The 21,476-nt window shown below is 36.2% G+C and carries 16 protein-coding genes and 1 pseudogene; 7 read left to right on the top strand and 10 right to left on the bottom strand.

Annotated elements, in window-relative coordinates; all coding sequences use genetic code 11:
- Positions 1 to 5 precede the first annotated feature (5 nt).
- From M899_RS18790 to M899_RS17875, 5 genes and pseudogenes are all read left to right on the top strand, one after another.
- A pseudogene (locus M899_RS18790) lies at positions 6 to 350 on the top strand (RNA polymerase sigma factor region1.1 domain-containing protein); the annotation flags it as partial.
- Positions 324 to 1,796: an RNA polymerase sigma factor RpoD gene (gene rpoD / locus M899_RS12330; protein ID WP_231370280.1), complete on the top strand. Its 1,473-nt coding sequence runs from the start codon at positions 324 to 326 to the stop codon at positions 1,794 to 1,796. The pseudogene M899_RS18790 and the gene rpoD, both read left to right, overlap by 27 nt.
- Before the next feature lie 192 nt (positions 1,797 to 1,988).
- Positions 1,989 to 2,777, top strand: coding sequence for a TIGR02147 family protein (locus M899_RS12325; RefSeq protein WP_021271804.1), 789 nt, complete (start codon positions 1,989 to 1,991; stop codon positions 2,775 to 2,777).
- A 1-nt stretch (position 2,778) separates the two neighbouring features.
- The gene (locus M899_RS12320) at positions 2,779 to 3,435 is read left to right on the top strand and encodes a hypothetical protein (RefSeq protein ID WP_021271890.1); all 657 of its coding nucleotides are present in this window, start codon (positions 2,779 to 2,781) and stop codon (positions 3,433 to 3,435) included.
- An 88-nt stretch (positions 3,436 to 3,523) separates the two neighbouring features.
- Positions 3,524 to 6,694, top strand: coding sequence for a DEAD/DEAH box helicase (locus M899_RS17875; RefSeq protein ID WP_021271785.1), 3,171 nt, complete (start codon positions 3,524 to 3,526; stop codon positions 6,692 to 6,694).
- On the opposite strand, the gene M899_RS12310 is transcribed toward M899_RS17875, so the two are convergent.
- From M899_RS12310 to M899_RS12295, 4 genes are all read right to left on the bottom strand, one after another.
- Positions 6,687 to 8,093 carry an outer membrane protein assembly factor BamB family protein gene (locus M899_RS12310; RefSeq protein WP_034729189.1) on the bottom strand — a complete coding sequence of 469 codons (1,407 nt, stop codon included), beginning with the start codon at positions 8,091 to 8,093 and terminating at the stop codon, positions 6,687 to 6,689. The two genes, M899_RS17875 and M899_RS12310, sit on opposite strands and share 8 nt — an antisense overlap.
- A complete protein-coding gene (locus tag M899_RS12305; protein ID WP_021271771.1) occupies positions 8,071 to 10,383 on the bottom strand; it encodes a PEP/pyruvate-binding domain-containing protein in 2,313 nt (770 codons plus the stop codon). The genes M899_RS12310 and M899_RS12305 overlap by 23 nt, the downstream gene beginning before the upstream one ends.
- Positions 10,384 to 10,454: 71 nt before the next feature.
- Positions 10,455 to 11,423 carry a serine protease gene (locus M899_RS12300; RefSeq protein ID WP_021271869.1) on the bottom strand — a complete coding sequence of 323 codons (969 nt, stop codon included), beginning with the start codon at positions 11,421 to 11,423 and terminating at the stop codon, positions 10,455 to 10,457.
- A 60-nt stretch (positions 11,424 to 11,483) separates the two neighbouring features.
- Positions 11,484 to 12,443, bottom strand: a complete 960-nt coding sequence (locus tag M899_RS12295; protein ID WP_021271728.1) for a trypsin-like peptidase domain-containing protein — start codon at positions 12,441 to 12,443, stop codon at positions 11,484 to 11,486.
- Positions 12,444 to 12,731: 288 nt separating this feature from the next.
- Between M899_RS12295 and M899_RS12290 the strand changes: the two genes are divergently transcribed.
- Positions 12,732 to 14,816: a hypothetical protein gene (locus tag M899_RS12290; RefSeq protein ID WP_021271741.1), complete on the top strand. Its 2,085-nt coding sequence runs from the start codon at positions 12,732 to 12,734 to the stop codon at positions 14,814 to 14,816.
- Here the strand turns inward: M899_RS12290 and M899_RS12285 are convergent.
- From M899_RS12285 to M899_RS12275, 3 genes are read right to left on the bottom strand one after another with little or no spacing between them, the layout of a single operon-like run.
- Positions 14,813 to 15,787 carry a glycosyltransferase gene (locus tag M899_RS12285; RefSeq protein ID WP_021271904.1) on the bottom strand — a complete coding sequence of 325 codons (975 nt, stop codon included), beginning with the start codon at positions 15,785 to 15,787 and terminating at the stop codon, positions 14,813 to 14,815. The genes M899_RS12290 and M899_RS12285 overlap by 4 nt on opposite strands.
- A gap of 2 nt (positions 15,788 to 15,789) precedes the next feature.
- The gene (locus M899_RS12280; RefSeq protein ID WP_021271914.1) at positions 15,790 to 16,692 is read right to left on the bottom strand and encodes a hypothetical protein; all 903 of its coding nucleotides are present in this window, start codon (positions 16,690 to 16,692) and stop codon (positions 15,790 to 15,792) included.
- Positions 16,679 to 17,701, bottom strand: coding sequence for a glycosyltransferase family 9 protein (locus tag M899_RS12275; RefSeq protein ID WP_196801767.1), 1,023 nt, complete (start codon positions 17,699 to 17,701; stop codon positions 16,679 to 16,681). The genes M899_RS12280 and M899_RS12275 overlap by 14 nt, the downstream gene beginning before the upstream one ends.
- 77 nt (positions 17,702 to 17,778) lie before the next feature.
- On the opposite strand from M899_RS12275, the gene M899_RS12270 reads away from it, so the two are divergent.
- Positions 17,779 to 18,540, top strand: a complete 762-nt coding sequence (locus M899_RS12270; RefSeq protein ID WP_021271803.1) for a glycosyltransferase family 2 protein — start codon at positions 17,779 to 17,781, stop codon at positions 18,538 to 18,540.
- Here the strand turns inward: M899_RS12270 and M899_RS12265 are convergent.
- From M899_RS12265 to M899_RS12255, 3 genes are read right to left on the bottom strand one after another with little or no spacing between them, the layout of a single operon-like run.
- Entirely contained in the window at positions 18,537 to 18,911 is a 375-nt protein-coding gene (locus M899_RS12265; RefSeq protein ID WP_231370278.1) for a hypothetical protein, read from the bottom strand. The genes M899_RS12270 and M899_RS12265 overlap by 4 nt on opposite strands.
- Positions 18,899 to 20,803 carry a hypothetical protein gene (locus tag M899_RS12260; protein ID WP_021271944.1) on the bottom strand — a complete coding sequence of 635 codons (1,905 nt, stop codon included), beginning with the start codon at positions 20,801 to 20,803 and terminating at the stop codon, positions 18,899 to 18,901. Before M899_RS12260 ends, M899_RS12265 begins: the two co-directional genes overlap by 13 nt.
- The gene (locus M899_RS12255; RefSeq protein ID WP_021271783.1) at positions 20,800 to 21,432 is read right to left on the bottom strand and encodes a PilZ domain-containing protein; all 633 of its coding nucleotides are present in this window, start codon (positions 21,430 to 21,432) and stop codon (positions 20,800 to 20,802) included. Before M899_RS12255 ends, M899_RS12260 begins: the two co-directional genes overlap by 4 nt.
- Positions 21,433 to 21,476: the final 44 nt, after the last annotated feature.

Below are 21,476 nucleotides of genomic sequence, written 5' to 3'. Positions count from 1 at the left end.
ACTTAATGTCAATTTTATCTGTATTTTTAAACTCAAAGGAATTCTCTCGTCTTCTTGTAAAAGGTAAAGATCAGTCTTACCTAACAGCTGAAGAAATTAACGATTGTATTCCAGCAAGCATCGTCGACTTTGAAACTCTCGACGAAATCATGCTAAAGCTTCAAGAAGCTCGTATCGACATTCAAGAAGACTCTGCTGAAGAGGAAGAAGAAGATGGAATCCGTCTAGACGGTACGGAAGTTATCGAAGAAACTCTTTCAAAAGAAGAAAGAGCAGAACTTCGTTCAGCTTCAACTGATCCAGTTAAGCTTTACCTTAAGAGAATGGGTTCAGTTGCCCTTCTTACAAGAGAAGGTGAAGTTGTAATTGCAAAAGAAATTGAAGAAGGTGAAAGAGAGATTATCCTTTCATGTTTAAAATCTACTCACGCCCTCAAAGAAATCGCAAAACTTTCTGAGAGAATTGATACTGCTGAAAACCAAAGTGAGTTCGTTAAAGAACTTGTACGTGGTCTTGATGATGAATCGACACAAGCAGATATTAAGAAAACAAAAGATGAAATTTGCGCAGTTTGTGACAAGATCGACAAACTTCTTAAAGAATGTGAGCAAGAGGATGGAACTCTAGCGAGATTCAATCAGAAGCAACAAAAAGAGATGAACGACATCTCTCAAACACTTGCTGATCTAACTTTCAACAGAAAGATCATCAACAGCTTCGTTGAGCCAGTTAAGAAGTACTACCTTCAATTCTCTGAGCTTTATGAGCAACAAGATCGTATCTTCAAGTTCCTTGAAGTAAACGATATTGAAGATTACAAAAAAATCTATGACAAAGTAATGGAAGATGATTCTTTCAAGCGTCGTCTTGCTAAAGATCTTTTCACTACTGATGCTAAGATTGAACAACTAATCAGAAATCAAGAGGACAACCTAAGAAAACTTCGTCGTCTAAGTCTTGACTGTGGAATGAGCTTTGAAGATATCCAAGATGTTTACAATATCATTCTAAAAGGTGAAGAGAAGGCCGATAGAGCGAAGTCACAACTAGTTGAAGCCAACCTTCGTCTCGTTGTTTCGATTGCTAAGAAGTACACTAACCGTGGTCTTCAGTTCCTTGACCTTATTCAAGAAGGAAACATCGGTCTTATGAAGGCCGTTGATAAATTCGAGTACCGTCGTGGATACAAATTCTCTACATATGCAACTTGGTGGATTCGTCAGGCCATTACTCGTGCCATTGCTGACCAAGCAAGAACGATCCGTATTCCAGTTCACATGATTGAAACTATCAACAAGATGGTTCGTACTCAAAGACAACTTATTCAAGAACTTGGTCGTGAACCAACTCCTGAAGAAATTGCTGAGAAAATGGAACTTCCAGTTGATAAAGTTAAAAAAGTTCAAAAAATCTCGAAAGAGCCAATCTCTCTTGAAACACCAATTGGTGAGGAAGAAGATTCATCTCTTGGGGATTTCATTGAAGATACAAAAATCATCTCTCCAGCAGACGCTGTAATGAGTATTACTCTTTCTGAACAAACGAGAAAAGTCCTTGCGACTCTAACTCCAAGAGAAGAAAAAGTTCTTCGTATGCGTTTTGGTATTGGTGAGAAATCGGATCACACTCTTGAAGAGGTTGGACAAGACTTCTTCGTAACAAGAGAGCGTATCCGTCAAATTGAAGCTAAGGCCCTGAGAAAACTCCGTCATCCTTCACGCGCTAAAATGCTTAAAGCGTACCAGAATGGTGACTGGACTACAGGCAACCAAGGCGGAAATAACAACGACGCTTAAAAATAAGAAGGCCCGAGTTTCGGGCCTTTTTTTATTTCCAAAAATCCCCAAGACATATCTCCTTTTCGGAGCATTTAAATTAAAAACCATTGCTACTAGCTAGGCAACTCCTCGAATTTACGAAAGTATTTCGGAGCATTTCTCCCCATTAAACATTGTCACTTTGTAACTTTTTTTTATATGATCCGGCCCATGGAAAGTAATATAAATAACATTAGTTCAATTGAAATACTCAAGAAAGATTATGAAAAACGCAGACAAAAGAACTGCCGCTTCTCAAAAAGATCTTACGCCCGAACGCTGGGCATCTCCAGCGGAAGACTAACAGAAATCTTCAACGGAACAGCTCCCCTTACTCCAAAACGCGCTATCGAAATTGTTCCGAATTTGCTTCTCGATCCTGAAGAAAAAAACTTCTTTCTTCGCTTGGTTGAGCGCGAATACGATCAAAAAGTCGATAGAAGAAGAAAGAAGCAAAACTTTCAAAAGGTCTTGTCTCAAAAAGAATTCTCTTTAATTGGTGACTGGGAATACTTTTCAATTTTGGCATTATTAAAATTAAAAAATTTTAAAAGTGACACCACATGGATTGCTAGAAAATTAAATATTTCTGAAGAGCGAACAATTGAAGTCCTAAATGGTCTTCTCAATTGGGGCTACGTCACGAGAGATGCCCATTCAGGTGAATTAATAGGAAATTTTAAATCCCTTACAACTTCTAATGATATCCCTTCAGAGATCATTAAAAAGGCCAACGCTGATTGCATCTATCAAGCACTAGAAAAGCTAGAGACAATCCATATCTTAGAAAGGGATATCTCTTCTATTACTATTCCAACAGACCCTCTAAAGCTAAGAGAAGCGAAGCTTTTGATTAAAGATTTCAAAAAAAGTATGACAAAAATACTAAATGGGATCGAGGCCACAGAGGTCTACAATTTAAATATCCAACTCGTGCCAGTAACGAATTTGGGGGTCTAAAATGAAATTTTTAATTTTTATTACAATGCTTTATATCTCACTTAATACTTGCGCCCAGGAAACTCGTCCAACAGACGATGAGGGCTCAGGATTTAACAGAGGTAATGGCGGTAATGTCATCGTTTGCGATAATAATGGTGAAATGACTTATGAAGTTCTCGATCTCTTTGAAGGTAGAAATGTCTGGTACTTTCGCCTAGACCCCGATCTTACAAACAAGAGTCTTAACTATAAGCAAATCATCAACCTCACTATCAATAAAGTGATGATGATAGGAATGAGAGATGGCCTTCGACTTAAGAGCTATTACGAGAGAATGAGACGCAATTCAGAGCTGTTGCCAAATCATGTGTTTATCAAAACCCACGATCAAGGAAATGTCTTTATCCCTTCTCATTGTGAACTTGAGCAAGGGGCGATTCAATGGGTCACACCCCCTATTGGGATGAAAGAATTTATATTTAATAAGCGCTATTGGGAAAAGCTCTCTGAATTACATAAGGCCGCGCTAGTCATGCACGAGGTGATCTACAAAACATTTATTACTGAGTCTATAATCATCAATAGACCGGCAAAAAAAATAACATCTTACGACATTAGATTTTATGTGGCCTATTTATTCTCCGACCAATTTGGTCAATTTGGCGGGGTAAACTAGATAGTATAACCATTTTAGCAAGCCATTGCCTACCCTATTTATTCTAGGAATATATTGTATAATTATACGTTCATAGAGCGGAATAATTATGACTACACCAAGTAACCAATTGCCTCAGTCAATTGTAGATTTATCTGAGAATTACTTCTCAAAACCAACAGTGCAAAAAGCACTGAGGTACATCCGTTCATCTAAAGTTTCTATCTCTTTCACAAAAGGAAGTCCTGAAACTTATTTTATCACCTCTGGTATCGTAAGAGATGATAGATCGCATGAGTGTAAAGTCGTTTTCAAAAGTAGACTTGTAGGAACAGAAGAGCCGCCACTAACTTCGAATTGTGATTGTTTTGAATGGCAGGAAAAAGGCATCTGTGAACATACTTGCGCTCTCTATATTTGCTATCTCCTACAAATAGAACATGAAAAATTTGTAGAAAATAATCCCGACACCCCATTGCCTCCCATCGCTCTTAGCAGTGCTGTTGGTGTTACAGTTAGTGAGTACGGAACTATTATTGCGGGAACGCACCAACTTGAAGGTGCAAACCCCAATATGAGTTACTCTGCCTTTCAATACCTTCTTCATGACAAGAAAGTTGTAAACTTTCCTACTCCTGAAAAATTTGAAGGAAAGCTGGTCATTAATATTGCGACCTCGACTCGTTTTCAAGATGAAGAATTAGAAATTGCAGAAAATCCAATTCTAAAATTTAGTTATATTGATCAAGATGGTCAACACTTCCAAGAAATCTCTATCTTTGAAAACCTTTATATATTCAACTGGAAAAATGGTAAGGCCATTAATCTTGGTGGAAATCTAAGAGCACTTGTTCAAAAAATTAGATATAGCTATAACAAGCTTTCAATTAATGAACTTATCAAATTCATCAAATCAATTGATAAAGATGAAGAAGCACTTATCAAAATTGATGGTACTGAGCTAAAAGATATAGCAAGTGTTGAGCCCCAATGCCGTATCACCCTTAATCAAGGGGAAAGAAATGGACTTGTTGAATTCAAACTTGTTTTCTTCGATAAGAATGAAAATTTAGTCTATCCTCCAAATTTTCTAACTTCTTTTACTTTCTTGGGCGGTGATCTAACAAGTTTTAAGAAGAAAAAAGACGCCTATACATTTATCGAACAGCTAACTGATTCATTCACCATAGACTCTGAAAATTATAAGAGAACACTGCTCACTTCATCTAAAAGAGAACAGTGGCTCGATCTTATTAATTATATGAAAGAGACTAAAGAAACACTGGTGTACGATCATAAGACTAAAGAGATCTGCCACTATGACAATTATGTTCTAATCAAGATTCTATGTTCTCTGTATCAAAACTTTGGAGAAATGTTCTTTAGATATGCTGATTATATGAAAGATAGAAAAGAACTAGTCTTTCAAATCGCTAAGAGCAATCTCTTCACTGGACTCAATGAATTTTACAAATCATTGGCCATTCATGGAATCACAATTTTCTATGATCGTCATGAGATAGCAAACTGGTCGTCACGTATTAGATTCGAAAGAAGACTTTCTTCTAACCAATGGTTTGATCTCGAATTAAATGTTGATAACGAAGATTTATATGTTATTGAAAATGCCGATCTCGACAATAATATTGCTCTCACTAAAAAGGGGCTTGTACTTTTAACAAATGAACAAAAAGACCTCTTAAAGTTCATGAAAAAGTACACAAAGTACGAATCCACTGAAGAGAATGTTACAGAAACAGGTATTAAGAAATTTGTATTACCATTTAATCGCGCAAGAATTTTTGAGTTATTTGAACTAAGAAGACTTGGGATTGATGGGGCCTTGACTAAAGAAGAGCTCGATCTTTGCGACAGACTACAAACACTGGATAAAATGCCAGAGTATGAAGTTCCAGAGAATTTACAAGGAATCCTAAGACCTTATCAAAAGACTGGTTATAATTGGTTGCGTTTTCTTTATGAAAACAAATTAGGTGCCTGTCTTGCTGATGATATGGGTCTTGGTAAGACACTTCAAACTATTACATTTGTAAAAAGTGTCTATCATAAAGTTAATCGAGTAATGATCGCTTGTCCTGTTTCGATTCTACTAAACTGGGAACAAGAGATTAAGAAATTCTCCGATATGGACCTTTATATCTATCACGGAGGAGAGAGAAACTTTCCAGACGATACAAAAATCATTCTTACAAGTTATGGTGTTCTAAAAAGAGAAATTGATGGTGCGTTTGCTGGAAAAGAATTCGATATTCTTATCCTAGATGAAGTTCAGCACTTGAAAAATATCCGCTCACTTGGGGCCTATGCGGCCAGAAAAATTAAATCAGACTTTAGAGTGTGTCTAACGGGTACTCCAGTTGAAAATGACTTGGCCGAATTTTATAATATTCTCGATCTTGCCATTCCTGGGGTTTGGGGAGATCTGCAGTTCATTAGAACAACATCAACTCAAAAATCGAGATTGGTGGCAAGAAAAACCGCCAGTCCGTTCATTTTAAGACGTACTAAAGGGCAAGTTCTCACAGAACTCCCACCGAAAATTGAGAATAATGTTTATCTTAATTTTAATGATGGTGAAAAAGACTTTTACGAAACAACACTTTCTAATATTAGAAAAAGAATTCAAACTTCTCCTTCTAAGAAAAAATATGGTGAAATCCTTAAAGGTCTATTAGAGCTACGTCAAAGCTGTCTATGGCAAAACCATAACAGTATGCAGTCCATTCATTATAAACATCTTGAATCAACAAAAATTGAATTTCTACTTGAACAACTAGAGCAAATTATTGAAGAGGGTCATCAGGCCATTGTCTTCTCACAATTTACGACTTACCTAGATATTATTGAAAGTGCTATCAGGGATAAGCACTGGAAAAATTCAAGAATTGATGGGACACAGTCTATTAAAAAACGTCAAACTCAAGTTGAAGAGTTTCAGGCCGGAAAAACTTCTGTTTTTCTTATTTCCCTTAAGGCCGGGGGTGTTGGACTAAACTTAACTGCGGCAAGTTACGTTTTCATCATGGACCCTTGGTGGAACCCTGCTGTTGAGAGCCAGGCCATTGATAGGGCCCATAGAATTGGTCAAAAGAACAATCTCACTGTTTATAGACCTTTGATTAAAAACTCGGTAGAAGAGAAAGTTCTAAAGCTACAAGAAATGAAAAAGGAGCTCTTTAACGAACTCCTTCCAGATAATGATGAGAGCTTATTTACTGGTAAGCTATCTATGAAAGACTTCGAGGATCTTTTTAATTAAGGATCCTCACCATCCCATCTAAGGAAACAACGTAAAGATTCTGTTCATCTACGAGTGGTCTCGCGTAGAACTTTTCTTTTTCTCCAAACTTCACTTGTTGCAAAACTTTGCCGTCATCTGGATCAATTGCGAAGAATCCGTGTTTTCGAGAGGCCAAGACTAAGGCGTCTTTGTTCCCATCGTAATTCACAGAACTATATGAATACTTATCATCACCAGTTTTTGTGCACCAATTTTTCTGTAATGTTACAGAATCTACAGAACAGATTTCACCACTGTTATTTGCAAAAACAATATTCGAATCAACTAGAATCATCATTGAAGTTACTGGAGCACTTAATCTGAGACTCCCAACAAGATCTCCATTTGCTTTATTAAAGCATTCAATTCCACCGATCTGAGACTCGAAGTAAATTTCACCAACAACAAAACATACCTTTTCATCGAGTACCAGTGGTCTAAACCAGCTCGATGCAATCAGGTTTTTCTTCCAGATAATCTCACCCGTTTTCAAATCTAGAGCGAAAGCATTAGCGTACTCTCCTCCCCTCTTTGAATCGAGTGCAGTACCAACGTAAGCATTAATTCCATCATAAGAAACTTCTGAATCAACGTGTCCGATTTTTGCATGCCACATCTTCTTCATTGTATGAAGATCTATTCTATAAATCCCATCGTCACCCGCCGGAAAGATTAACGATTCACCTAAGCGTGCTCCTGTTCCTTCTGTATGACCTTTCGTTTTAAAATAATCTTTAACTGAAAAGTTTTTAAGATCAATTTTAAAAATTCTCGCCATATATGTCTTATGCTCACCTTCTCCAAAATAAGCAAAGCCATCATGGATTGATGTTCCAGAAGATAAAAAAGTCTTTAGGTGAAGAACTCTTTTTCTTTCGAGAGTCTTTTTATCCAGTTCCATGAAATCACCGGCATCACTTCCCATAAAAAGAGAATCGCCAGAAACAACAGGAGAATAGAAAGCTCCAGAGTCAAATTTCACTTCTTTTTGAACTTTATAATCTGAAAAGCTTGCGTTTAAATTTCTTTTAAATTTAAAATCTGAAACGCTTGCATCTTTATATTCAATTTCAGATGGTGATTCATTGTTCATAAGCTTGATGCGCAGAAAGCTAGTAGGAATTCTATCTACAAATTCATAGGCCTTTACAACACCAAAAACACCAAGATTTATCACAACCGCCATTGCAATAAAGCGAGGTTTCAACACAAGCTCCACAAGCTTTCGAGGGCCTTCTGTACTAAGTTTAATCCCAAATAGACCTGCAATAAATGAAGCAATCATACTAAGTACGAAACTTACCAGCGTCAGTGGGATTAGAACCGTTGGGATAATCCCATAATATATAACGTCACTATTTAACGATAATTCTTCCATTATTTCCATCCAGCCATACGACGTCACCGTCTTTTAATTTTTTGTAACAACCCATAACTTGTGAAACTGCAGGAATATTCATTTCCCTTGCGACTATCGCACAGTGAGAAAGAACTCCGCCTTTTTCCACGATTATTCCACGAGCTTTAGTAAACACAGGAGTCCAACCCGGATCAGTGGCCTCTGTAACAATAATGAGGTCTTGGGGAAGATTTGCAAAATCAATCTCCTTAACATCATGAATAACTTTAACAATACCTTTGGCAACACCTGGAGAGATCGGATCTCCGACAAGTATTCCATCACTATCTTTGGAATCGCCCTCAACGACGTTGCCAATTTCATCAAGCGATAAAATAAGAGGTAGTGATAAAGACGCAAAGGCCTTGTGTTGTGCTTTACGTTTATTGGCAACATTTTTTAAAAGTTCAATATCCATATCAAAATGGGCCTCACACAACTCGTGAGCATGAAGCCAGAAGACACCATCGCCTAAACCAGTTTTCTCTCCGAGTGCAAGTGCGAGGTAGCGAATATGGGCGTATGGGCGCAAGATTTCTAGTTTCAATTTTTCTCTTAATTGAAGTAGTGATTTTAAAATATCCCATTCTTCTTTGATTAAGACTTTTTTGAAACTCTTAATTGATTCAATCTCAGCATTTATATCAAATTGCTTTTTAGATTTATGATCTTCGTAAGAACTACCACCAGTTGACTTAAAGGCCTTATCAGCAAGTTCAGAAAAGCGTGGATTCTGAAGCTCTAGCTCCCCTGGTGCTCTATGTCCGTAACGTGACAGATAAAATGGAATTTTAGTTGAGTCTTCACAGGCCTTTATATAATAAAGCCCCATCTCACTAGTTACAGTTTTAAGCCCTTTGGCCAACCAAAGATTGAAAGTTCTATCGGCCTTTTCTCTATCTGAAAAAATAGAAACAAGAACTTTCTTTAAAGATTCCATTGTTGCTTGAATTAATAATATGAGAACAAATGTATTTGTTAGTGAATACTCTGAAAAAATTTGAACTTCTTTTGAAAGACGATCTCTAACCTTCTCAATGTCCCAAGATTTATAAAGATCACCACTTTCAGGTCTTTGCATTTTTTCTTGAAATTGAAGAAGATCTTTCTCAATTTTAGAAATCCATTTTTTACGGTTTGACGAAACTTCAAAAGCAACTTTAACCATGTGGTAAAGCGACACAGGAGTGCGAAAAACTGTTGTGCTATCAATCTTCTTAGCATCAAATACCAAATGCGGTGAAGGTAGAGGGTCTAGACGATACGGGATTGGACCAAAAAAGATTCTATTCATCTTCTCAAGGTTAATATATCCGCGACCAAAAACGCTCTCAAAAACAGAATCATGAGGAGAGAAGTCTTCATCCACAAATCCTAAATAGCCGAGTTCAACGAGAGCTTTGTGAAATGACTTCCCTGGTGCAAATGCATTTTTCCAAACAGAGAAAGTTAAAGGCGTTGGTAATCCTGGAACTTCTGCGAAACTTTGACCGTCCCAAACAGCTCCTTCTGGATTATGCTTTTTAAGTCTCTTAAATTCTGTTTCTAGAAGTTCTTTTGTATTTTCCCCCATTGCAGTTACAGGACGAACCTGAAGAGCATGAAAATGACCAAAGTGATCTATCGCCCACTCCATATCAATCTCGGCACCAATTTGTTCGCGCAGCTTAATACCTGCATGAGAAATTTTCTGAGTAAAAGATTCTTCCCATCCTTCAAAAAAATCTTTTTTATCTTCGGTAATTTTCTTAGGAGTCACTTGTCCAGAAACGAGAGCTTCCCCAAGTCCTTCAACAACTTCTAACAGCCAAGAGCTATTCAATCCTCGTGGATCTTTAGAAAAGAAAACCCCCGAGAATTTTGGATCAACCATCAATTGAAGAACTACGTTCATCTCAATTTTAGATTTGCCACCAATGAAGTGTTCACGATAAGCAATACTTGAATCGCCATAAACTGAAGCAAAACAATCTTCAATCGCTTTTTTTAATTGTTTTTCATCTTTAACGTTCAAAAAACTCTTATTTTGACCAGCAAAACTGAACTCGGCCGAGTCTTCACCACAGGCACTACTGCGAACTGCGAGTAAGTGATATTCGTGTTCTTGCCACCATCTGAGAATGGATTGCCATTCCTCAAGCGTAGGAAGTGAAGTTAAAACCATGCCATCTGGAACAGGAAGACCCCATGATGCCATAAGCCCAAGGTTTTTCCCTTTTTCTCCAATAGATGACGACTCTGTAATGTGTTCAAATTTTAGTATTGCCATGGAGCATTTATACTCTTTTTGTTTCCCCCTTGTCTTGGGGGAAATTGGCAAAAAAGATGATTTGGGTCAGGTTATTCGTGATTTAGTTTTTCAAAAATTGTGTCACCATAATGCTTAAAGAAACTCGAATAGCTAGAGTAGATACTTGAGTTTGATCCCTCAACACCATTTCCACTTCTGTGCTCAACAGTCGCCCCAGATGAACCACCACGTAGTGTTCCTAGGAGATACTTTTGGTCGTAAGGGTTTTCTATATCTTCCTCAGATAAGTCGGCATCAGCAATCAAGGCACCGCCACTTGCACCACCATAAGTAAAGGCATTAATAACAACACTATTGGTCACTCCTCTTTTAAAGTTACGACCATCAAGTCCTTCAGAATAAGTTAAAACATAACCATTTTTGCCAATTTCTTTATCCGATGAAAAGCCAGCTGAAAGAATATTTTTAGAATAAAGACTCATTTCATCTGGATCAAGAGTTAATTCAGTTTCTAAAATAAGTGGTTTAATTTTTGAAAATGGAATTGGTTCATCGAAAGATAAAAGGGCCGTGTCTGTTGCCTCATCCTCAACTTCAAGTTTGGCCATCTTGGTAATGACAGAACCATCCTGAAGTTTAGTCGTCCACTTTATTGAACTTGCCTTCTCACCTGTTTCAGCATTGTAAAAGCAGTGTCTGTTACTTGTGAGGACTCTTGAGGCCCTCCCCGGAACTGTATCAGATAAATTTGCAGTACAAGTAAATGTCTTACCACTTGGATACTTTACTTCTAATCTTCCGACAGCATCTAAAAATTTTGGTGATCGAGATGTTTTTGCAACTCTCTTATCCTCAGGATGAATTCCACCTGAGCTTTTTTTAATATAAAGATTATCACTTCTTCGAAATTGAGCGACTGCAATTTCTGCGAGGTCTAAATTGTCATAGATTGAGTTGTCGATATCAACACTTGGCCTTTGATATGAGCAATCATTAGCAAGTGTCGAAAGATTAAACACTGTCAAAAATGTAATTATTGTAAACAGTTGTTTTTTCATAGAACATCCCTCATATCTATATTCATTACTAAATATGATTCAAGTTCTATGCCAAATTAATTAGTTCAATTGATTAAAAATCCCCTCTCCATCATGCTTGAAGAAGTTTTCGTAGCTTGAAAAAAGATTTGCGTTTGATCCCTCTGCTCCGTTAGAACTTTTATATCTAACACTTGCGGCAGAAGATCCTCCGATAAGAGTGCCTAAAATATATTTTTGTCCGTGTGGATTTTCAATGTCTTCATCTGACAAATCAGCATCAGCAATTAGCGCTCCACCACTGGCCCCACCAAAAGAGAAAGTATTAATACCAATTGAACGATTGGCACCATTTCTTAAAGTTTGACTCTGAAGTCCATCAGTATACGTTAAAACTGTACCGTTTTTACCAATTTCTTTATCTGAAGAATATCCCGCAGCAACGATATTTTTTGAATAATAACCAATATCAGTTGGAGACAACATCATTTCGGCCTCAAGAAGTAGTGGTTGAATTTTTGAGAAAGGAATTGCTGTTTCAAATGATAAAAGTGCAACGTCTGTCGTTTCATCTTGCATTTCAACTTTAACAACTTTAGTAATAGTTGAACCATCTTGCAATTTAGTAGTCCACTTGATTGAAGTTGGCGCTTCACCAGTTTTCTTATCAAAAACACAGTGTCTATTTGTAGTTAATACTCTTGATGCTCTTCCAGGAACAGTATCAGTTAAATTTGCAGTACATGATGTCGTCTTTCCGTTTGCGAACTTCATTTCTAATCTACCAACAGCATCTAGGAACTTTGGAGATTTGGCAGTTTTCTGCACTCTTTTATCTTCAGGGTGAATACCGCTTTCACCATTAATGTATAGATTATCTTGTCTGCTAAATTGTGAAACAGCAACTTCAGCAAGATTTAGGTTTTCAATAATTGAATCATTGATATCTACAGAAGGTCTTTGAAATGAGCATTCTCCAGCAAGTGTCGAAAAGTTAAACACTGTCAAAAGAGTAATTAGTGTAAATAGTTGCTTTTTCATAAATCCTTCCCCATATTGATTCGATATACCAATATATATACAAACTCTATGCCAAGAAGTAGAAACACTAAGCCTCAATAATCATATGAACATCCGCTATAATAATAGCGACACACCTCAACTTATGATGAATTATTCAACACTGTCTAAAAATAAGATACCCTAACTAACTGCATTTATAAATTGCACCTGCGAGGGTAATACAATCCAATAATCTATCAGCACATTCCATGCCAAGACAGATTTTTTATCTCAAGTAATCAATGAGTTTTGTCGATAAAACTTTGTATGAAAACAAAATCATTGGCCATTCTAGGCACTTTTCTCACATTTATAAATGTTCATGCCCTTGAATATAATGAGGCCCATAAATTTTTCTGCGGTTTAGAAACGAAAGAATATAGAGGCTTAAATCTAGGAGTATGTTCGGTTGATAAGGCAAATAATGAAGAATCAACCCAAGATGATTTGGCAAATGATGTCGATAAGATTATCAACAAAGTTCAAGTCATGTCTGTTGGAGATTATTGTAAGGCCATAAATACTAAAACACATACAATTGTTAGCGATATCAGCCCTCTTCCTTCTAATGAATGTATTTGCGAACTAAAATCCAACCGTTCACGTAAAGAAATATGCACTGATGGAATTCTGGATGAATATAAGGATCAAATTAATAAAAGACTTAAAGATAATTTTGATGTCTATAACAAAAATGCCATTATTTCATTAATGAGCTTTAAAGATGCGCAATGCGATCTCTCTGAGTTCGAATATTGTGGCGAGCAGTTCAAAGACAAAATCATACGCTCAAACTTCACAGAAGATAAGCTAGAACAAGAATATTATGGAAAAGATATTCAATCAAAAAAAGAAGACTCCCTTCAAAGAATTGAAAATGTATTAAAAAATCACGACTCATTTTCAGATTTTATCTTAGCTAATACTGATGGACAAACTCCTTATCGAAATGAAATTATAACAAGCATTTGTGATGTAAAGACGTCATATCCATTAGAAGTCAGACAACTTCTATTTGATGTTGCCGCAAACTTTCCAGAGATAGACTTGCGATGTAAAAATTCTGATGAGATTGCTGCAAAGAGTGCATTGATTCAAACCATTATGGACAAACTATTTAAAAGTAAATCTTTAGCACAAGCAAAACCAACTATACCAAGTAAAAATCGTCTTTGTTCAGAAATCACAGCGAAACTAAGTTTTTCTTGTAATCCGACAAGTGAAATTGGAAACAAAATGCATTTTTACTTGAATGCTGAAAATGAATTCACAGTTGCAGATCGAGACTTCAAAGAAAACATCAAAAAGCTCAGCTGTTTATACCCGGAAAATAATAAGGCAATAACCACATCTGCTGAAGTTGAAATTTTTACTCCAGATGTAACACAAACTGAAATAGTCATATCCCACAATTCTAATGAAGAGAAAGAAGCTGAAGACATTATATCCAAAGCAAAGGATATCATAGACTCAGGCAACCTATCTGAAAACGACAAGGCCCGCATTAAAACGATAGAAACAAAATTGAAGAAAATGTATGGCAACTCAATCAATCTTTTTGCTGACAGTAAAAAAGATCTTTTGGACAAAGTTAAGGCCTCAATTTATAAAAAAGAGATTAAAAGAAAACAAGATGAAATTGCTCGTTTGAATAAGGAATTGAATACAAATCCAAATCTTACATCAAAAGATCGCTTTAATATTAATAAGAAGATTAGTAGTCTTTCGAAGAAGAAATCTCGCGATGATTTTTTCTCTTCGAAAGGAAAAAGCAGCTATGAACCAAATTACAACACGACTCCGGGTTCAACCGCTGAAGCAAAATTCTCTTTTCCTAGTTATGATTTAAACACTCCAGAATTTCGTGAAAATAATCAAGTTGCTGATAGCAATGTTAATCAAGAACAAATGATAGACCAATCTAATGTCAAAAATGAAAGGACATCAGCTTCCGTTAAGCAAGGCCAGACTCAAAAAAGCGCAGAAGCCGCTACCTCATCAAAGGCGGCCAGTGGGACTATTGGTTCAAGTACAAGTATCTCTGGGCCGTCACTAATAAGTTTAGATAGCTACAATTCAGTTAAGAACTATAATGTCCCTAATAGAAAACTTGAAAACGAAGCCTTATACGATGGACAAGATCCAGAAGTTAAAGCTGTCTTTCTTCAAGATGAAAAGCTCATGAGATTATTTCGCTACAAAGATGACAAATATGAACTTGAAGAAGAATTTGATGCTCGCAAATTTTATGCGAACATCAATCAATTCGATAATAAGACAAAAGAACTAGGTGTCGTATTTTTCAAGCGCTATGCAGTTAATGACTTAAACACCATTTTGAAAAACAATTAAAAGGGCAGTAAATCCTCTGCTCTTTTTGGCCCCTTAAAGCATGGTTGTGAATCATTAATGTCCTGTCCAGAAATAACCTTTTCATAGCATTCTAGATATTTTTTTGTGTAATCAACAACCGAGAAATTATCTTCGACATATTTTCTAATAACGTCAGGATTAAACTTGTTCTCCCAACCAGAAATGGCCTTATCAAGTTCATCATAATTATGACAAACAATTCCCGTTTCAGGAGTAATCAACTCCTTCAAACTGCCATAAGGTGATCCAATAACGGGACGTCCTTGGCTCATGGCCTCAATAATTGCTATTCCAAATGGCTCTTCCCATCGAACAGGAAATATTAATGCATCAGTGCTTCTTAGCAGCGACATTTTTTTCTCGCCGCCTACCATTCCTTCATTATGAACATACTTGGAAAATGAAAAAACCTTTCCACCTGCAATATAAATGTGCTTTTTATTCTTCTTACAAACTTTAACTGTATGTTTAACATTCTTTACGCGCCAAGATGCTTTGGCCAAGAATAAAAAATTTTCCCATTTCTGTTCCTTTGGCGGCTCATAGGGATATTCTTCAAGGGCAATAGCATTATGGATGAAGGCCTTTGCATTATGAATTTCGGCATGTCGTTTTGAAACAAAAACAGTATTTTTATAAAATACTTCGCCGGGCTGTCCATTTCCATGCACCGTATTGATATGAGGAACAGAGAGCTTTTCTTTCCAATTATACTGTAAGTGAACTATATCCGCGTCTTTTGGAACAAGAGTTGGCCATTTGCTTTCTTCACTCTTATCAAGTGCAATTAGCTCAATGCCAAAGCGCTCAACATCACTCTCTTTATTTCCAATTAATACGACATCGTGTCCAAGCCTAGCAAGTTCACACATATGCCAAAACATAATTCGCTCAGTTCCACCATAAGTCTTAACAGGAAGAACTCCCATATGAACAAAGACAATTTTCATATTTAACCTTTCAATTTAAAATTTTTGTACTCACCTAGGCGAATTCCACTAATGTGTTCGAATGAATCAGAAAGCATCAAACGAATATCACCCCATTTAAAATCTAGGGGAAGAGAGAGAATATCAATTTCGTTTTTATTATCTTCAATCCACTTTGCCATTACTTTAGGATGAGATTTGGTAAAAGGACGAAGCCCCCAAATGCGAGAATAACGAACTTCTTCAGACTTAAAATCTTTTCCATGATAAAGCTTATTAAAAGCTTCAGTCTTCTTATTCATTACTTGCTCGGCCCTTGCCCATCCATAATGATAAACTGTTGCATTAATTTTTTTACAAAGAAGTTTAGAATCATCGGCCTTTCTAAAACCTTGGGCATCTAACCAAGATTTAATTCCAACGCCATTGCGAATAAGACGAACTTCCTGACGGTATGTTTTCTTTGTTACTTTTTGGATATTAGTATTTCCATAAAAATGAACATATTTAAAGACAAGGCCATCGACATCCTTTTCTTGATCAAGTTTTTTAACTTCACTACGAATCAATTCAAGATCGTCTTCATGGAGACATTCGTCACCTTGAATATATTGACAGTATTTCCCAGTTGCAGCTTCAAGCGCAATATTTGTCTGTTCAGACAATATTAAGCCTTTACTCATAACATCAGGGTTCCACCATGACTTTAAAAATTTAAACTTTGGTCCTGTGAAATTTTTTGTTAAATAATCCCAGGTTCCATCATCTTCTGTGCACTCAGGATTATTAAAACCAACATTAACAATGATCTCATCACAAAGAGCATCGATACTCTCGATACTCTCTTTTATTGGATAACCTAGAGTAAGACCATTTTTTATAAATGTGATTCCTGAAATTAGGATATTTTCATTAATTGAATTCATTTAAATCTCTTTTAATTGTAGAAAATACAAATTCTGGTCGAATCTCATTGAGACAGATCATACTGTCACATGTAGAAAGGCCACAATAATGCGCATCTCTTGTACGACACTCTAAACCCTCTCTATAAAAGTAAGGATGCTTCATTTCATCGTAAGGATGCCATTCATTTGGAGGCTCTGGACCAAAAAGTGTATAAGACTTTACACCAGTGGCAATGGCCAAATGCTTTATGCCTGTATCATTTCCTATATAGAGTTTGGCCTGAGCAATTTTTTCAGGTAATACATCAAGCCCATAATGAACTATATGTGTATTATTTGGCAGGCCAAGTTCATTGAGTTGTTCTTTGATTTTAAGATCAGCACTCGATTGAGAAAGTGGTATTTCAATTTTTATTTTCGGATTGTATTCATAAATCATACGCGCCAAGGATACGTAGAAATTTAATGGCCACATTTTTGTTTCACGAGTAGCTACAACTCCAAAAATAATTTTCTTCTCCTGAATCCACTCTCCACTTAAAGGCTTCATCAAGGGCTCAAAATCTAAGTATTTTGGGTACCCATCTTCATTACCAAGATAAGTATACACACCATCCAAGTCTCGTTGAATCACGGCCTTGATAACACCTTGGTCAAATACCTTTGTTCCAGATTTTAAATGATGGTTGTGAAAAAAATAAGGAATTCTCTTCCAAAATGTATAGAACTTAAAAAACTTTGCCGTTCGTCCGGACTGGTGCATTTCATAAACGAGGTCGATATTAAGACCATCTAATTTCTTCCAATTAGCAAACCAGTCTTTCATTCCTTTTAGATCAAAGGCAATGACTTCGTCGGCATCTGTTTTTACATTTTTATAAAGCTTGGCAATCCACCCCGGAAGAGCGTAGTAAATTTTGCTTTCAGGATAGAGTCCTCTTAGATAAGAGACAGTGGAAAGGCCCATGATGCTATCACCCATGGCCCGATTTTTGACAATTAGAATGTTTTTTATATTCTTTTCCATCAGTTTTTTTTTATTTTCCATTGAATCCTATGACCTTTATAATAGCAAAAACGACCCAAAATACATAGGTTAAGTTTATGACGAAGATATCTGCGGCCATTATTACATTTAACGAAGAAGACAAAATTGAGCGTTGCCTTGCATCTCTTGAAGGCATAGTCGATGAAATCATTGTTGTTGATTCGTTTTCCACTGATAAAACAGAGGAACTATGCGCAAAATTCAACGTCGTTTTCATCAAAAACCCTTTTGGTGGGTATATTCAACAAAAGAACTTTGCACTAGAGCAAACAAAGTACGATATCGTTTTATCACTGGATGCCGATGAGGCCCTCGATGAAACGCTTCGCAACGAAATACTCAAGGCGAAAGAGAATTTCTCGGCCGATGGGTACTTCTTTAACAGACTAACCAATTACGCTGGACACTGGGTTCGTTATAGTGGCTGGTACCCCGATCGCAAGCTTAGACTCCTTAATAAGCACAAAGGGCGTTGGGGCGGAGAAAACCCGCATGATCTCATTATTATGAATGAGGGTGCAAAAATTGAATACTTGAAGGGTGATATTCTTCACTATAGTTACGATTCAGTGACTGATCATATCAATCAAACGAATAGATTTACGACAATTGCAGCGAAGGCGGCATTTGATCAAGGAAAAAGATCGAGTACATTTAAAATTGTCACTCGCCCTTTCTTGAAATTTCTTAAAGATTATATTTTGAAAAGAGGCTTCTTAGACGGACGCTATGGCTTCATCATTTGTTATATCAATGCTCTCTATGCATTTTTAAAATATACAAAAATTAGAGAGCTTGAGTATCAAAAGAAAATTTAAAGACATTTACGGAATTTTTCTTTTACTTTCATGCTTTGAAATATTCTTGGTTGTTGAATAAGAAATTGGCCTAGAGGTGATTTTCTTGTGGCCTGATATTCTTTGCCTTCAATCACATAAATAATCTCTGCCTCTTTTGTTGCCAAAACTTTCGGGGAATTTTGAAAGCTACTTTCTAGTTTCCCCTCAAATTCCTCTACCAGATCTCGAGAACAATCTGTGCTATCGATTTTCATATTGACTTCAGCACCCTTGATATGGGCCATATCTTTATTAACAGAAATCTTATTCCAAGGAAGCCCTTTCTTAATTTCCACTTCAAATGAATAAGAATTCGAAGACATCAATAATACTAAAATTATAAATCGCATTTTTTAAATCCGTAATATTTATATTTTTTGATAACGCTCTCACAAGCACTAGATAGCTTCACATCTCGTGCTACGGCCTCTTTAATTAATCTAAAAAAGCCAGATGAGTGAGAATCTCCAGATCCAATATTATCAACTTCAAGATCAGCATATCTTGTGGAATCTTTGCTAGGATCAATAAGAGAGCATGAATACAATGAATCATTCTTCCCTTTCTTTCCAAGATAACTAAATGAGATTAAATCTGCTGCATCTTCTTCAGTTCTAAGCTTATCACCGGGAAATCCATCTCCAAATGCTTGTATTTCATCTAGATTATAAAAACTATAATTTGCATTGGCACATTGTCTTAGTTTTAAATACTTCTTTTTACTTTCGGAACTAAGATCTCCTGATTTAAATTGGTGTGCAAGAGCATGTCCAATTTCGTGAGCAACAACACCTTCTCCATGATGAAAGTGAGAGCAAGAATACTCTGAAACGATAATATTGTCTTTTTCATATGACATGTCTGTACTACCGACATCATTGTAGAGTTCCGAACCGCGAACAAGAAACATATCCCAAACAAGATATGGACTACCAACTGAACAAACATTTAGCATTGGAGTTGGGTCGTGTTTTCTTTTATTATATTGAGTCATGCTCAATAAGATACTTACAGCATCACTCGCTTCAGATTTTCCATTGTAGGCATCATAATCACTATATTGAAGATCTGCTTCAAATTGTTCAGCTTCAGATTCTTTAGAGTATTTCACGCTAAAATTAAGTTTATTATTCAAATAATTCATAAACTCGTTTCTAGATTTTTGACTTAACTTACCTAAAACATTTTTTCCAAAACGCTTTTTCACTTCTTTTATATTTTCTTCAAAATTATTCTCTTCCTCTCTTTTCATAAGAGTTGAAGCATAGCTTGAGCGACAATCAGCAATAATTTTGGACTCTAGTCCCTTATCATTTAATCTGCTTAAGTATTCTTTACTTGCTTCTTTAAAAGGAAGTTTTTTCAAGTGGGCCCTAATTCCTTTTTTACAAAGAGATGAACTTCCACAATCATATTTACTAAATGGACTCTCTTGAAGAAAACCATCTTCTTCCTGCTTATTCACGATGATGGCGTTTTCTAATTCAGCAAGGACTTTACTTACAGCAAAAGTATCACTTGGATCTCTGAGTGCTTCTTCATAAAAGTCTTCAATGCTATTGTCATTATATCCTTCTTCCTCCTCAAAACGATTCATTTGAGGAAGAGACTTATATTTACTATAAAGCTCTTCTAAAACTCCTACGAGTTCATCTTTAGTATAAGCTCCAATAGAATGAAGCATTGACTTAGATGAATACATTAGTTTAGTTTGCCTTTTTATATAATCATCAATTCCGGCCTGTAGCTCTTTATCTTTTATTTTTTTAGTTACATATCGGATTCTTTTTTCGATTGGCTTACTGTGATCAATCTCGATTGAAGTGTATTGCGGATAAACAGTGAATTCTAGCTCAGGATGATCTTCTTTGATAAAGTCTGCCATCTCTTTTTCTGATCCAAGTTTCTTTGCAGCATCGATAAAATACTTTTTTGTGCGTGCAAGCTTGTCCTTAATAGTTGGAACAAACTCTTCGAATTTTTGCATTTTTCTCACATCAAGATACTTATCAAAATTATGATCAGAAAGAACTGCTGATCTATTAGGATCAACATCTCCACAAAGGGAAACTGCGCATTGCTGGAACAGCTTCTCATCTTTTTTCTGATTCTCATAATATTTCGGATCACACAACACTCTAGGATTTTCGAATCCATTTTCGAGCTCATGAAAGAAATCAAAAACAGAACTAGCGTATACATGGGAAGAAAGTAATGTTAGAAGCACTAAGGTTATTTTCATATTTTGACCGAGATTTGATCTGGTACACGAATAAACTGTACCCCTAATTTATAAAATGCCTTCCCTTCAAATGGGTATTCTGAAATATGCGTTATCTTTGCTTCAAGATGTGGATTGAAATCTTGACGCCCAATTTTTTTGAAAAACAAATGCTGCCCTTCCATAAAAAGTCCCTTAATTTCTTTTGGAACCAAGAAGGCCAATCCCCCTTGCGATAGATCAAACATTTTAAAAGTGTAATGTTCACCATCAATATCAACTACAACAAAGGGATAGAGCATATCTAGTGTGTGAATCCTTGGATGCATTCTTTTTTGTACGACTTCAATCTCACGTGGATTTTGAAATCGAAATGCATAAGGACCCACCTCTAAGCACTTTGCTTGGAATGAAACAAAAATTCCATTCTTTCCACCAGTGAACTTATAAGATGCATTTTCATCAAAGGCCTTTTTGGCCAGAAGAGTTGACATCTTCACTGTAAAATCCGAGTCCGAAGTGCTCTCAAAATGACATGAGAATTTCTCGTCACCTTTGAAAATAGTAAAAAAACGCTTCGTTCGAACGTAGTTCTTTAATTCTTTTTTGATCTCTTCAAATTCTTTAATTTGAGTTTTTTTGTCGGCCACAACCTCTGTCCTCGCACTCTTTCTATTATTAAATCACTCTTATT

Source organism: Bacteriovorax sp. BSW11_IV, assembly GCF_000447755.1.
Lineage (GTDB): Bacteria > Bdellovibrionota > Bacteriovoracia > Bacteriovoracales > Bacteriovoracaceae > BSW11-IV.
This window is presented reverse-complemented; position numbering and strand designations above follow the sequence as displayed.